The sequence below is a fragment of the Planotetraspora thailandica genome, from assembly GCF_016863335.1.
Lineage (GTDB): Bacteria > Actinomycetota > Actinomycetes > Streptosporangiales > Streptosporangiaceae > Planotetraspora > Planotetraspora thailandica.
On the sequence record NZ_BOOR01000035.1, the window covers coordinates 15372 to 28898 of the forward strand.

14 protein-coding genes are annotated in these 13527 nt (G+C 68.4%); 3 read left to right on the forward strand and 11 right to left on the reverse strand.

Going from position 1 to position 13527, the window contains the following annotated elements; genetic code table 11:
- Positions 1-168: 168 nt before the first annotated feature.
- The 5 genes from Pth03_RS23380 to clpS form a co-directional block, all read right to left on the reverse strand.
- The gene (locus tag Pth03_RS23380) at positions 169-1116 is read right to left on the reverse strand and encodes a PLP-dependent cysteine synthase family protein (RefSeq protein ID WP_203946502.1); all 948 of its coding nucleotides are present in this window, start codon (positions 1114-1116) and stop codon (positions 169-171) included.
- Positions 1117-1395, reverse strand: coding sequence for a MoaD/ThiS family protein (locus tag Pth03_RS23385; protein ID WP_203946503.1), 279 nt, complete (start codon positions 1393-1395; stop codon positions 1117-1119).
- A 206-nt stretch (positions 1396-1601) separates the two neighbouring features.
- Positions 1602-2015 carry a M67 family metallopeptidase gene (locus Pth03_RS23390; protein ID WP_203946504.1) on the reverse strand — a complete coding sequence of 138 codons (414 nt, stop codon included), beginning with the start codon at positions 2013-2015 and terminating at the stop codon, positions 1602-1604.
- A 9-nt stretch (positions 2016-2024) separates the two neighbouring features.
- Positions 2025-2549 carry a DUF2017 domain-containing protein gene (locus Pth03_RS23395; RefSeq protein WP_203946505.1) on the reverse strand — a complete coding sequence of 175 codons (525 nt, stop codon included), beginning with the start codon at positions 2547-2549 and terminating at the stop codon, positions 2025-2027.
- Between the two features lie 36 nt (positions 2550-2585).
- Positions 2586-2873 carry an ATP-dependent Clp protease adapter ClpS gene (gene clpS / locus Pth03_RS23400; RefSeq protein ID WP_203946506.1) on the reverse strand — a complete coding sequence of 96 codons (288 nt, stop codon included), beginning with the start codon at positions 2871-2873 and terminating at the stop codon, positions 2586-2588.
- A 39-nt stretch (positions 2874-2912) separates the two neighbouring features.
- Here clpS and Pth03_RS23405 point away from each other — a divergent pair, with 39 nt between their 5' ends.
- The 3 genes from Pth03_RS23405 to Pth03_RS23415 all read left to right on the forward strand — a co-directional run bounded on the left by Pth03_RS23405 (position 2913) and on the right by Pth03_RS23415 (position 5477).
- The gene (locus tag Pth03_RS23405) at positions 2913-4190 is read left to right on the forward strand and encodes a nicotinate phosphoribosyltransferase (protein ID WP_275413180.1); all 1278 of its coding nucleotides are present in this window, start codon (positions 2913-2915) and stop codon (positions 4188-4190) included.
- A gap of 50 nt (positions 4191-4240) precedes the next feature.
- A complete protein-coding gene (locus tag Pth03_RS23410; RefSeq protein ID WP_203946507.1) occupies positions 4241-4813 on the forward strand; it encodes a nicotinamidase in 573 nt (190 codons plus the stop codon).
- A gap of 79 nt (positions 4814-4892) precedes the next feature.
- Complete coding sequence (locus Pth03_RS23415) at positions 4893-5477, forward strand: hypothetical protein (protein WP_203946508.1); 585 nt, start codon at positions 4893-4895, stop codon at positions 5475-5477.
- A gap of 65 nt (positions 5478-5542) precedes the next feature.
- On the opposite strand, the gene Pth03_RS23420 is transcribed toward Pth03_RS23415, so the two are convergent.
- The 6 genes from Pth03_RS23420 to Pth03_RS23445 all read right to left on the reverse strand — a co-directional run bounded on the left by Pth03_RS23420 (position 5543) and on the right by Pth03_RS23445 (position 13469).
- A complete protein-coding gene (locus tag Pth03_RS23420) occupies positions 5543-6187 on the reverse strand; it encodes a hypothetical protein (protein ID WP_203946509.1) in 645 nt (214 codons plus the stop codon).
- Positions 6188-6304: 117 nt separating this feature from the next.
- Entirely contained in the window at positions 6305-8056 is a 1752-nt protein-coding gene (locus Pth03_RS23425; RefSeq protein ID WP_203946510.1) for a DEAD/DEAH box helicase, read from the reverse strand.
- Between the two features lie 1540 nt (positions 8057-9596).
- Entirely contained in the window at positions 9597-10325 is a 729-nt protein-coding gene (locus Pth03_RS23430; RefSeq protein ID WP_203946511.1) for a hypothetical protein, read from the reverse strand.
- Between the two features lie 159 nt (positions 10326-10484).
- Entirely contained in the window at positions 10485-11438 is a 954-nt protein-coding gene (locus Pth03_RS23435) for a zinc metalloprotease (RefSeq protein ID WP_203946512.1), read from the reverse strand.
- Between the two features lie 98 nt (positions 11439-11536).
- Positions 11537-11788 carry a DUF3039 domain-containing protein gene (locus tag Pth03_RS23440; protein ID WP_203946513.1) on the reverse strand — a complete coding sequence of 84 codons (252 nt, stop codon included), beginning with the start codon at positions 11786-11788 and terminating at the stop codon, positions 11537-11539.
- 115 nt (positions 11789-11903) lie between these two features.
- Entirely contained in the window at positions 11904-13469 is a 1566-nt protein-coding gene (locus tag Pth03_RS23445; RefSeq protein WP_203946514.1) for a DHA2 family efflux MFS transporter permease subunit, read from the reverse strand.
- Positions 13470-13527 lie beyond the last annotated feature (58 nt).

The following is a 13527-nucleotide window of genomic DNA, read 5'->3' on the forward strand; positions in this document are numbered from 1 at the left end:
GGTCAGAGGGCGATTGCCGAACTTCTGCATGATCACGACACGGGAAACACCAGGTCACACACCATCCCGGCGAACTTCTGCATGATCACGCCACTGGGAGGGCTGCTGCCACTCGAGGGCTGCTTCCTCCCGGCGCCCCGTCCTCTCTTCACCCCGGGGAGGGCGGTTTCAAGCCCAGAGCTGGCCTTCCAGACGATCCTCGGCTTCGTCCAGGGTGCCTTCGTAGGCCCCGGTGGACAGGTACTTCCAGCCGCCGTCGGCCACGATGAAGGCGACGTCGGCCCGCTCCCCCGCCTGTACGGCCTTGCGAGCCAGCCCCAGGGCGGCGTGCAGCGCACAGCCGGTCGATATGCCGGCGAAGATGCCCTCCACCGCCAGCAGTTCCCGCGTCCGGCGCAGCGCGTCGGCCGAGGTCACCGAATACCGGGTGGTCAGCACGGACTCGTCGTAGAGCTCGGGGATGAAGCCCTCGTCCACGTTGCGCAGGCCGTAGACGAGCTCGCCATATCGCGGCTCGGCGGCGACGATCTGCACATCGGGAACGTGCTCCCGCAGGTAGCGCCCGACACCCATCAGCGTGCCGGTGGTGCCCAGACCGGCCACGAAGTGGGTGATCGTCGGAAGGTCCTCGAGGATCTCCGGACCCGTCGACTCGTAGTGGGAACGCCAGTTGGCCGGGTTGCCGTACTGGTAGAGCATCACCCAGTCGGGGTGCTCGGCCGCCAGGCCCTTGGCGACGCGGACGGCCTCGTTGGACCCTCCGGCCGCCGGAGAGGAGATGATCTCCGCGCCGTACATCCGGAGCAGCTGGCGGCGCTCCTCCGAGGTGTTCTCCGGCATGACGCAGATGAGCTTGTAGCCCTTGAGCCTTGCCGACATGGCCAGCGAGATGCCGGTGTTGCCGGAGGTGGGCTCGAGGATCGTGCAGCCCGGTGTGAGCAGGCCGTCCTTCTCCGCCTGCTCGATCATCCACAGTGCGGGCCTGTCCTTGATCGACCCGGTCGGGTTCCGATCTTCGAGCTTGGCCCAGATCCGCACGTCGTCCGACGGCGAGAGCCGGGGCAGCCCGACCAGCGGAGTCCGGCCGACCGAGTTGATCAGCGAGTCGAAGCGCATTTAGCGCGCACCACCGGCGACGGCAGGCAGCACCGTCACGGTGTCCCCGTCGGCGACCGGCGTGCCGAGTCCGCCGAGGAACCGGACGTCCTCGTCGTTCAAATAGACGTTCACGAAGCGGCGCAGGCCGGAGTCGTCGACCAGGCGTTCCTTGAGGCCCGGGTGACGCGCCTCCAGATCGCCGATCAGCTCGTCGAGCGTGGCGCCCGAGGCGTCCACGGCCTTGGCTCCGCCGGTGTAGCTACGCAGGATGGTCGGAATGCGAACCTCGATGGCCATCGCGGCTCAGTCTCCTTGGTCTGTGGTCGTCATGGTGGAGGACACCCACCTGATTGGAACATGGTCAGGGGGGCCGGGATTCCGTCGGAAACGGATTCTCAGCGACAGTCGTAGACGACGACGGAGGGGGTGTGCGCGAAAAGGAATCTTTGCAGCGCGGCACGAGACGGCACGGTGAGGGCGTCTTCGCGAGGCATGACGCAAGTCTAGCCGTAGGCCTCGACGATCTTCACGTCCTCCTCGGTCACGACGCCGTCGAGAATCCGGTAGGAGCGGAACTGCGGATCGTCGAACGCGGTCGAGACCAGCACGTAGTGCGCGTCGGGCTCGGAGGCGTAGCTGATGTCCGTACGCGACGGGTAGGCCTCGGTCGCCGTGTGCGAGTGGTAGATCACCACGGGCACCTCGTCGCGGTCGTCCATGTCGCGCCAGACCCGGAACTGCTCTTGGGAGTCGAACCGGTAGAACGTCGGGGAACGCTCGGCGTTGTCCATCCGGATGAACCGCTCGGGCCGGTCGGACCCCTCAGGCCCGGCCACCACACCGCATGCCTCGTCAGGGTGGTCCGCGCGGGCGTGCGCCACGATCGCGTCGACCAGCTCACGTGAGATCGTCAGCATGCGGGAAAACTACCAAAGCGCCCGGACGAGCGTGTCCTGCAGGTAGGTCAGCCAGTCGTAGGTGACGTAGGCCGGATATCGCGGATCTTCCTCGGACATGGCCGCGATCTCCTCGTGCACCTCCTCGGTGACCTCCAGGCGCACGCCGAGCGCGAGCCGTACGTCGTTGATCGCCCGCAGCCAGGCCTGGGCCTGCTCGAAGGTGAGCTCCAGCTCGCCCGGTTCGACCGTCTCCAGGACCATCGTGGCGTCGGCTCGCTTCCCCTCGCGCAGCGTCGCCTCGGTGTAGCGCCGGAACTCCCCGGACGCCTCGTCATCGGCGTACGCCGCGGGGAACAGCCTGGCCAGCACCGGATCGGACGGCGGCGTGGCCGACGCCCCGATCCCGAGCGCGCGCTCGATCGGATCGTCGCCGGTGGCGCCCGGCTCGACGAGGCCGAGGATCTGCGATACCAGCGAGACCAGGATGGACACCTCGCCGGCGTCGAGCCTGATCGTCACCCCTGCGTGCGACGCCTTGAAACCCGTGCTCATCGGCCCGGCTCCCACTCCCTCGAAACGTCGCCCACGTCAGGAGTCCCGCTGCACCGTGGCCCACAGGCCGTACGAATGGAGGATCTGGACGTCGCGCTCCATCTCCTCGCGGGTGCCGCTGGCGACCACGGCCTTGCCCTTGTGATGGACGTCCATCATCAACTTCTCAGCCTTGACCCGTGGATAGCCGAAGACCGACTGAAAGACATACGTCACATAGGACATCAGATTGACTGGATCATTCCAGACAATGGTCAGCCATGGCAGGTCTGGCCGAACGTCCGACAGCGGACGCTCCACCTCGGCCGGAGCGGTACCACCCATAGGACCATCCTGCACCACGACGGTCGTAGTCTTCGACACGTGCGGACGACCATGGGCACTGCCCTGCTGACCGATCAATACGAGCTGACGATGCTTCAGGCCGCGCTGGCCGCCGGAACGGCGCGTCGGCGGGCGGTCTTCGAGGTGTTCGCCCGCAGGCTGCCCGGAGGGCGGCGATATGGGGTGGTCTCTGGGACCGGCAGGGTGCTGGACGCCTTGGAGTCGTTCCGCTTCGCCCCCGACGACCTGGAATTCCTGTCGGGCATCGTCGACGAGCCGACTCTGGCGTTTCTCGCCGATTACCGGTTCTCCGGAAATGTGTACGGCTACCGCGAGGGCGAGGCCTACTTCCCCGGATCGCCGATCATGGTGGTGGAGGGGACCTTCGCCGAGGCGGTGATCCTGGAGACCGTCGTCCTGTCGATCCTCAACCATGACTGCGCGATCGCGTCCGCCGCGTCGCGCATGTCACACGCGGCGGGCGGCAGGCCGCTGATCGAGATGGGCTCGCGCCGCACACATGAGCTCGCCGCGGTCGCCGCGGCCCGGTCCGCCTACCTGTGCGGCTTCTCCTCGACCTCCAACCTCATGGCCGGCCGCACCTACGGCCTGCCGACGGCGGGCACGGCCGCGCACGCGTTCATCCTGCTCCACGACTCGGAGGAGGACGCGTTCCGGGCCCAGCTGCAGTCTCTCGGCCAGGACACCACCCTGCTCGTCGACACCTATGACGTGGCGAAAGCCGTACGGACCGCGGTGGAGCTGGCCGGGCCCGACCTGGGAGCCGTCCGGATCGACTCGGGCGACCTGGCCGCCGCGGCCCTGGACGTGCGCAAGACGCTCGACGCCTTCGGCGCGTCCAAGACCAGGATCATCGTGACCGGCGACCTGGACGAGTTCGCCATCGCCGCGCTGGCCGCCGCTCCCGTGGACGGGTACGGCGTGGGCACGGCCCTGGTCACGGGCTCGGGACATCCCACGGCCAACCTCGTTTACAAGCTGGTCGCCAGGGAGGACGCGTCGGGGCGCCTCCAGCCGGTCGCCAAACGGTCGGTCGGCAAGCCCAGCAAGGGCGGCCGCAAGTGGGCTTATCGCAGCGTCACCAAGGCCACGGCCACGGCCGAGATCGTCACCTGCGCCCCCGCCGAGGGCGAGGGCCGGGCGCTCCTGGCCGAGCTGGTGCGCGACGGCCAGGTGGTCGGCAGGGAGCCTCTCGACGCCGCGCGCGAGCGCCACCAGGCCACCCTGGCCGAGCTTCCGCCCTCCGCGCACAGCCTCTCCGACGGGGATCCGGCCATCCCCACCGTCTTCAGCTGAACCGTCTTCAGCCGAGCCGGGATTCCCCCGCCGGCAGGACAGGAGACCCAATGAGAACCGCGCTCGTCATCGTCGACGTCCAGAACGACTTCTGCGAGGGCGGCAGCCTCGCCGTCAACGGAGGCGCCGAGGTCGCCGCCGCGATCAGCGGCCACGTCAGGTCGAGCCGGTACGACCACGTCGTGGCGTCCCGCGACCATCACATCGATCCGGGGGCGCACTTCTCCGCCGAGCCCGACTACGTGGACAGCTGGCCCGCCCACTGCGTGGTCGGCAGCCCGGGCGCCCGCTTCCACCCGGCACTCGACACCACGGCAGTGGAGGAGGTCTTCAGCAAGGGAGCCCACCAGGCCGCCTACAGCGGTTTCGAGGGCACCGGCCCGACGGGCGCCGGTCTCGGTCCGTGGCTTCGCGACAACGGCGTGGAGGCCATCGACGTCGTCGGCATCGCGACCGACCACTGCGTCAGGGCGACCGCGCTCGACGGCGTGCGCCACGGCTTGGCCGTACGCGTGCTGCTCGATCTGACCGCCGGAGTCGCCAGGGAGACGACCGACGCCGCGCTGGCCGAGTTGTCGGCCGCGGGCGTCACCCTCGAGGGCACGCCCATCGTGCGCTCCTGATTTCGCGGTCATGTGACGTTCAATACCTTCACCACCATGCGTCATGGGTGTATTACGGAGAGCGACATACTCCTCGTGATTGGCAGCCTCGATGTTCGCGTTGGTGCTCGGTCTCTCCTGGCTCGTCCTGACACCGCTGTGCGTCTGGATGTTGTTCGGCCGCGACCGCGGCGGGACCGCCCGTGTCATCGCGGCCCTGACCCTCGTGGGATTGCAGACGGGAACGGTGCTGATCGGCATCGCCGAAGAGCACCAGGAGCACGGGCAGGCGACCCACATCGCCGCGCGTGCGACCCCGTCCCCCAGCGCTCCTCCCACGCCGTCCCCTCGTGCGCGCCCCTGCGCCACCCGCGCGCTGTCCCCCTCCTCCGTACGGCTCTCGCGCCGCGAAACGGGGCTGGACGGCATGACCGTCTATTGGGCGGCCTCCCCGGACGAATGCGGGACGGCTTCGGTCGCCCTGCACCCTGACGGGCGGCGACTGCAGATCTGGTTGCGCGAGGGCGCCGCCCACCACAAGGGGGCGCGCATCCTCCCCGTGAAAGTGGCGGGCGGCCTGGCCTCGCTCGAACTGCGGCTGAGCCCGCCGTTGCGCCCGCGTTCCCAGTACGTGGCGGTGGACGCCAGAACCGGTCACCGGATCCCGGAGCGGCGGGGAGCCTAGGTCGTCGTGCGTCGTTCAGGCGTGGCGGGACTCGCTCGGCGAGGAGCCCCGCCACGTGACGATGTTCAGAGTTGGCCGCTCTCGATCGCCTGCTTGACGGCCGTCTGCGTCTGCTGGTGCGAGGCGACGCCGTTAGCGACGACGAAGTCGATCAGCGACGCGTCCGCGTCGAAGGTGAGGCGCTCGGTGACCGTGGTCTTGCCACCGGCCGCCTTCACAAAGGTGATCTTCTGGTGCGTGACCACGTTGGGCTCCGACCAGGTGTCGGTCTCGTAGAAGAAGCGGTCACGATTGATCCGCTGCTGCGCATGCGTCTTCAGGCTCACGACGGTGCCCTCGAAGGGCACGTCCTCGATGGCGGTGAAGTCGATGTACCGCAGGCCGCAGTAGTAGTAGTCCTTGTGGGTGACGACCCGCTTGAGGAACGCGGCCCTGCCGATGTGGTTGTTGATGTTGGAGTAGGCGTCGAAGACGTGCCTGATGGACGCGTCGATCGTGACGGAGATGCTGGTCGTGACCCGGCTCCGCCCCGACCCCGGAGCCGGGGGCGTGGTGTCGGAGAAGTGGTAGGTGTCCCAGGCGGTCTGCCACTCGGCGGCGATCTGCGGATCGCTGTCGACGGTGTCGGCGCTTGCGGGGGTGGAGAGGGCGGCGACCATGACGGCCGCCGCGAGGAACGGAGCCGCCACAAGGCGCAGGAGCTTGTTCACGCGTACCTCAAGAAGAGTCGGTGCAGTGCAAGTGATCTTCTATCGCATGCCGCGGTGATTTTCACCACCTCGCACCGAAAAGATCCCTCTCCTCCCCCGTTGGCCCCTTCAGTCGGGTCACCTGCGCTGGGCCGCCCACTTCCGGATCATCGCGATGCGCTCGCGGATCTGCTCGGCGGAGGCCTGGGCGATCGCGGGACCGCCGCAGGACCTGCGCAGCTCGGCGTGGATCACGCCGTGCGGCTGGCCGGTGCGGTGGTTCCACGCCCCGACGAGGCCGTTGAGCTCCTTGCGCAGCTCGTGAAGCAGCTCGTGCGGGGCGAGGGCCTGCTCCTCCTCCACGGGCTTGGCCTTGCGTCTGGCGGCCTGCTGGTCGGCCTGGCGCTTGCGCAGGAGCGAGGCCACCTGGTCGGGCTCCAGCAGCCCCGGCAGGCCCAGGAAGTCTTCCTCCTCAGGTGAGCCGGGCGCGGCGGCGGTGCCGAACTCGCCGCCGTCGAACAGCACCCGGTCGAAGGTCGCCGACGCTTCCAGTGTCTGGAAGGGCAGCTCGTCGCCCAGGGCGTCGGGCTGCTTCTTCTCCTGCTGGGCCTGTTCGAGCAGCAGGTCGTCGAGGCCGTCCTCGTCTTTCTTACGGCCGAGCACGTGGTCGCGCTCGGCCTCCATCTCGGCGGCCAGCCCCATGAGGAGGGGCACCGACGGGAGGAACACCGAAGCGGTCTCCCCGCGCTTGCGGGCCCGCACGAAGCGGCCCACCGCCTGGGCGAAGAACAGGGGGGTGGAGATGCTCGTGGCGTAGACGCCGACCGCCAGGCGGGGGATGTCGACGCCCTCGGAGACCATCCTGACCGCGACCAGCCAGCGCGCCTCGGAGGTGGAGAAATCCTTGATCTTCTTGGATGCGCCCGGATCGTCGGAGAGCACGATCTGCGCGCCCTCACCGGTGATGGTCCGGATGTGTCGAGCGTAGGCGCGCGCCGACTCGTGGTCGGTGGCGATGACCAGGCCGCCCGCGTCGGGCACGCCCCGCCTGACCTCGGTGAGCCGCCGATCGGCCGCGTGGATGACCTGCCGGATCCAGTCGCCCTTGGGGTCGAGCGCGGCCCGCCACGCCTGGGAGAGCTGATCCTTGGTGAGCGGGGTGCCGAGGGTTGCGGCGATCTCGTCACCTGCCCGGGTGCGCCATTTCATCTCACCCGAGTAGGCCAGGAAGATCACCGGGCGGACGACGCCGTCGGCGAGCGCCGGGCCGTACCCGTAGGAGTAGTCGGAGGCGCTGCGCAGCGCGCCCTCGCCGTCCTCCACGTAGGACACGAAGGGGATGGGGCTGTCGTCGGACCTGAAGGGCGTGCCGGTCAGGGCGAGGCGGCGCGTGGCGGGCTCGAACGCCTCCCGCACGCCGTCGCCCCACGACTTGGAGTCGCCCGCGTGGTGGACCTCGTCGAAGATGACCAGCGTCTTGCGCGCCTCGGTGCGGGCGCGGTGGAGCGCGGGATGCATCGAGACCTGGGCGTAGGTGATGGCGACGCCGATGTAGTCGCGGGAGGTCGCGCCCTGGCTGTTCTTGAACTCGGGGTCGATGCCGATGCCCACCTTGGCCGCGGCGTCGGCCCACTGGCGCTTCAGGTGCTCGGTGGGCGTGACGATCGTGACCGCCCGAATGATGCCGCGGCTGAGCAGCTCGCTTGCGATCCGCAGAGCGTAGGTGGTCTTTCCGGCTCCCGGCGTGGCGACCGTCAGGAAGTCGCGTGGCTCACGCTGGAGATAGAGGTCGAACGCCTCCTGCTGCCACGCACGCAGTTTCGGTGCGGTGCCCCAGGCGGCGCGATCGGGATAGGACGGGGAGAGGTGGGACGCGGCCGAAACGCTCAACGACGCCTCCCCGGCCTCGCATGGACTCTGTTGTCTCTATCGGTTCGCTCCCTCACAGTGACCTCAGGGTAGTGGGACCGACCGACAAGACGCACCGACCCGGCCGGATCGGAGCCCGAAATTCATGCCCTCGGAGGAGGCCCCGCCATGCCGGGGTGCCGCGTGCGAGGAGGAGCGAGGCGACCCCGCGTGTGCACACGCCGGGGCCGGCAGGACCCGGCCGTGCCCTGATCTCCCTTGTCTCTCACTTATCGCTTTACCGATAACGCCGGCCAACGCAGTCTGCTTTATTCATAAATGTCATTATTTCACATTTGTGGGCATCCACATACGGGCAACACTGCGTTGGGCGTAGTTCCTTATGATGCTCTCACATTCAATTTCAGCTGATATTTCATGTTCACAAGAGGGCGGCCGGTCGAAACGGATGCTGCGATAACATCTGCGGGCCGGCGCTGCCACGGGAACGGTGCCGACCACCGGTGCCTGAGCAACCAAGGCGGACAGCCCCGGGAGCCGATCGGCATCCGGGGTGTCCGCCCTGGTTTGCTAGTTGGTCACGCCGGCTCTCAGGAGCGAAGCGTTTCCGCAGTGCAGGTTCGCGGCGCCAGCGTAGCGATGACGCTGGTTGCACAGTCGGCGTAGAAGATGCTGCCGTCCGCCTTGCGCACAGTCACCCTCACCAGACCCCCGGGAATCCCTGTGCCCTGAATGGGCGGGTGAGCCGGCCCCGCCAACGGACTGCCAGAGGGGGCCGGCGCCACGGAGATGTCGTACACGAAACCCGGGAACACTGCAGACAGGTTGACCCACCCCGCCGACTGGCCGCCGTTGACCGGGGTTGGGGAGTGCACCCATGGAACGCCCTGGCGCGCCGTCCCGGTGAGGACGTCCGTCCGTCGCGGGACGCACGTCGGCGGGTTGTACATGCAACCACCCCGCGCGCCCCCCCAACTCGTAACGATGTTCGTCGTGCCGAGGCGCGGGTAGACGACGGGCTTGCGCGCGTCCGTCATCTTGGCCTGCGCCTGGTCACCACCGTTGGAGGCGTTCGCTGCGATCGCGCCGGACAGACCCACGGCTGCACAGGTCACCGCCACCGCGGCGGCCCGCATCAGCGCGCGGCCGGCGCCACGCGAACGAGAAACCGAGCTGGTCCTACGAGAAATCAATTTGATTTCCCCCCATGGTGAGATTCGACTTTCCGGTCCACCGCGTTTTGAGCGATGCGACCTCGAAGATATCTGTCAGGGGAACCCTGGGCGGCGCGCCATTTATCGGATACCAGCAAACTGATATTACGCATATCTCAAAGCGGCCCAGCTGATTAGGGCATCCCCCGATATCCCGCCTCTCGGCCACCCGAATGGTTCTTGTACGCCTATAGCGGCAATCATGAGAACGCACACGGCACAAAGTTCGGCCGATACAGCGAGACCTTTCCCGCTTAATCAGCTATATCAAGCCGTACGATAAATAAGGGGCCACGACCGGACATCGGCGCCAGGGTTGGCGGACACGGAAAGAAAGCCCCTGAAGGTCAGCGGGCCCCCCACATCAGCTCCTCGATCTCGTCCCGAATGCGGGGGTCGTCGGGATGGGCCAGGCCGAGCAGAACCGTGGTCTTGCCATCCGAGCGGGTGAGCAACGTCACCCTCATGAACGCCGGCTGATTGACGACGTCGCGGTATTCGGCCCGCACCGCCTTCGTGTGGGCGGGCAGCCCGTTGATCGTGACCGCGCGGTCGTCCACCACCTCGACCTTGTCACCGTGAAGTAAGAGTCGCGTGTAGAGGTCGCTGAGCTCGGCGACGGCGGGGCCGAGGCGTGCGGGGTCGACGTGCTCCTCGGGCCGTGCCATGACGGTCGCCCGGTCGCCGAACGCGGCGACGGAGGTGAATCCGGTCACCGGCGCGACCACTCCCTCGGTCCACTGCGGCGGCAACGCGTACGAGACCCCGGCCAGCGGGTCGGCGACCATCGTCGGAGGCGTGGTGTCGGCCCGGTTGAGTATCACGAAGACGACCGCGCTGATCAGTGCGGCGGCCACGGCCAGCGCGGCCCAGCCGAGCAGCAGGCGCTGCAGCCAGCGTGGCATGCGGCGGGGCGGCTCGATCGGCGTGCCGTACCAGACGGCGGAGGGCGGCAGGTCGTCGCCGCCCTCAGCCGGGTCCGGCCGTGCATCCAGGCGGCCTGACGGGCGAGAGTCCGTGAGAGGGGCGTCGTCCTCGGCGGGCGGCCAGACGCGGCGCGTCCACTGATCGTTCACAAAGCCTCCAGGAGCCCGCCGAGCCGGGCGCCCGTAGGACCGGCCCGGCATCGGCGCCGGATGAGATCAGACGCGACCCCGGTCACCATGAGCGCTGCTGTGGCAGTTACTCACAGAGACCGTACATCGTCAACGAAGATCAGGGCATTGCTATCGGATCTAGGCAAGCGGGACTTTCTGCTGCCGGTACACGTTCCACATCTGGCGCATCCGCAGCGCCTGCCCGGCCGTGAAGTGCGTCATGCACCGGTCCTGGGCGTAGTCCATGAAATTGTGGATCGGATCCTCCTCGGGGAGAGGGCAGGAATCCTTGCGCGGCGGGCAGCCGGTGGTCGGCATCGACTCGGGCGGGGTGTCGTCGACCGCGTCGCCGGGCGGCGTGCACCCGTTCTCGAAAGTGTGCAGAAGGCCCAGCCAGTGGCCGATCTCGTGGACGGCGGTGTAGCCCTTGTCGAAGTTGCGCAACGGGCCCCCCGGCACGCTGCGCCAGTCGATGACCACGCCGTCCATGGCCGGCTCGCCCTGGTACCAGTACGGGTAGGTCGCGTAGCCGAGGACCAGTTCGCCGAGCTGCGCGATGTACAGGTTGAGCGTCTCCGCGCCGCCCTTGCGCAGCGCGGTCTTCATGGCTTCCTCGTTGGCCAGCGGCTCGCGGAACCAGTCCCGCCTGTCGGTGTGGGTGATGCCCTGGAGCACGAAGCGCACCCCGGTGTCGACGCCGCCCATCTTCCCGCCGTAGGCCGCGTTGAGGGTGTCCACCTGCCGCTTCACGCCGGGGTCGGGCAGTCCTAGGGCGCCGTCCTTGATGACGTGCACCCACAGCGGAACGACGATCTCGCCGGTGGCGGGAACACGGCTCGCACCGCCCTCCTCGCCGAGCCGGCGGCGCAGGTCGGCCGACATGCGCGCGGTCTCGTCCGGGCCGGGCGCGCCCGGCTCGGCGGCGTGCGTGAGGCCGCCCGCGCGTCGAGATCGGGCGGCCCTGCGCCAGTCATCGGTGACGCATTCCGCAGGATCGCCGGCCCTCCCTGCCGTACGGTCAGACCTGGCGTCGGCCCGGGCACTCGGAGGAGAACCGGAGGGGAGGGCACTCAGCGTGAACAGGCATGCCATCAGGACGGCTGTCGCGCAGCGGGCCATTCGCTCCCCCGTTCGGGCTCGTCAGGAGCCCGACGTTAGCCGTCGCGGGAGCGATCAGTTCGGTGCGACACTCAGTCGTCGGAAGGTTTGCCCTTGGGGAGACCCTCATAGATCTCCTTGCACTCCGGGCACACCGGGTATTTCTTCGGGTCCCTGCTGGGCACCCACACCTTGCCGCAGAGCGCGCGGACCGGCGCGCCGGTCACATAGCTCTCGGTGATCTTGTTCTTGTCGGCGTAGTGCGAGAACCGCTCGTGATCACCGTCGCCGTGCGACGTCCTCGGGGTGACGTCGCTCTCGGGAAGAATCTTCGTGCTGCTCACGAATACCGAGTCTACTGATCGCACAGAGTTCGGACGCCTGCCCGCGGGCCTCCGACGGCGTACGGCTCCCACCCGAGCGCGGGCGGGAGCCGTACGAGAGGAAGATCGGCGCGGGTCAGCCGACGTGGATGGCGGGGCCCTCGGTCTTGCGGCCCGCCCTGACGAACAGCGCCAGCAGCGCTGCGAGGACGGCGACGCCGGTGCTCACCAGGAAGCCGAGGTGCAGGCCGTCCATGAAGGACAGGTGCGAGGCCCTGGCGATGAGCGCGGCCGCATCCCCGCTGAGGCCCTGGGGCGAGCCGCCGATCGACGCCAGCGCCTTGAGGCCCTCCATTTGCGTGGGCGAAACGCCCGCGGCGGCCGGGCCGAGGTAGCCGGGAAAGACGCTCGACACCTTGGCCGCCACGACAGCGCCGAGGACGGCCGTGCCGAGCGCGCCGCCGACCTGCATGGCGGAGTTCTGCACGCCGCCCGCGACGCCGCTGAGGTCTTCGGGGGCGTTGCCCACGATGATCTCGGTCGCGCCGACGAAGACCGGCGACAGCCCGAAGGCCAGCAGCACGAACGGGATCGCGCTGTCCATGAACTGCGCCTCGACGCTGAGCCGCGACATCAGGAACATCGCGACGGCGGTGATCAGCATGCCGCTCGCAATGGTGATCTTCGGGCCGATCTTGCCGATGAGGACGCCCGCGATGGGCGAGGCCACGATCATGCCCGCGCTCATGGGCAGCATCCGCAGGCCCGACTCCAGCGGCGTGAGCCCGTGCACGCCCTGGAAGAAGAAGGTGAGGAAGAACATCGCCCCGAACATCGAGAACGCCATGAGGATCATCAGGCCGGTGCCGATGGAGACCGAGACGTTGCGGAACAGGCTGAGCGGCAGGAGGGGCTCGCTCGCGCGGCCCTGCCAGAAGACGAACACGGCCCCGACCACAGCGGCCGCGACCAGGAAGCCGATGGTCTTGACGTCGCCCCAGCCCCACTCGGGGGCCTTGATGATCGACCAGACCAGCGCGAACATCGCGGCCGACAGCAGCACCACGCCGAGCCAGTCGATCTTCGACAGCGCTCCGGCCCTGCCCTCCTTCAGCACCAGCAGACCGAAGATCAGCGCCGCCGCGCCGACCGGCACGTTGATGAAGAAGACCGACTGCCAGCTCACGTTCTCGACGAGCAGGCCGCCGACGATCGGGCCCGCGGCGCTGGACAGGCCGATGATCGCGCCCCACGCGCCCATCGCCATGTTGAGCCGCTCGCCGGGGAAGGCCGAGCGCAGCAGGGCCAGGGCGGCCGGCTGCAGAAGGGCTCCGAAGAGGCCCTGGAGCACGCGGAAGGCGATCAGCATGCCCACGGAGGAGGTCAGGCCGATGGCCAGCGACGTGAGGGCGAAGCCGGCGACGCCGATGAGGAAGATCTTCTTGTGGCCGAAGATGTCGCCGAGCTTCCCGGCGGTGATGAGGAAGACCGCCAGCGCGAGCAGATAGCCGCTGGTGATCCACTGGAGGTCGGACAAGGACGCCTTGAGGTCGACGCCGATGACCGGGTTGGCGATCGCGACGACCGTGCCGTCGAGCATCACCATGATGACGCCGAGCGAGACGGCCAGCAGCGTCAGCCATGCATGCCCTTGACCACCCCCCTCGCGCGCTTCCGGCTGTACAGCCACCGTTTGAGCCATGAGTGGGTCCCCCTTAGGAACTGCGTGAGAAGTCGCGGTATAAGAGCACCGTCACGAA

Excerpts from the sequence above, each read along its gene's own strand:
- Pth03_RS23380 (WP_203946502.1), bottom strand. The coding sequence starts at position 1,116 with ATGCGCTTCGACTCGCTGATCAACTCGGTCGGCCGGACTCCGCTGGTC.
- Pth03_RS23385 (WP_203946503.1), bottom strand. The coding sequence starts at position 1,395 with ATGGCCATCGAGGTTCGCATTCCGACCATCCTGCGTAGCTACACCGGC.
- Pth03_RS23390 (WP_203946504.1), bottom strand. The coding sequence starts at position 2,015 with ATGCTGACGATCTCACGTGAGCTGGTCGACGCGATCGTGGCGCACGCC.
- Pth03_RS23395 (WP_203946505.1), bottom strand. The coding sequence starts at position 2,549 with ATGAGCACGGGTTTCAAGGCGTCGCACGCAGGGGTGACGATCAGGCTC.
- clpS (WP_203946506.1), bottom strand. The coding sequence starts at position 2,873 with ATGGGTGGTACCGCTCCGGCCGAGGTGGAGCGTCCGCTGTCGGACGTT.
- Pth03_RS23410 (WP_203946507.1), top strand. The coding sequence starts at position 4,241 with ATGAGAACCGCGCTCGTCATCGTCGACGTCCAGAACGACTTCTGCGAG.
- Pth03_RS23435 (WP_203946512.1), bottom strand. The coding sequence starts at position 11,438 with ATGGCATGCCTGTTCACGCTGAGTGCCCTCCCCTCCGGTTCTCCTCCG.
- Pth03_RS23445 (WP_203946514.1), bottom strand. The coding sequence starts at position 13,469 with ATGGCTCAAACGGTGGCTGTACAGCCGGAAGCGCGCGAGGGGGGTGGT.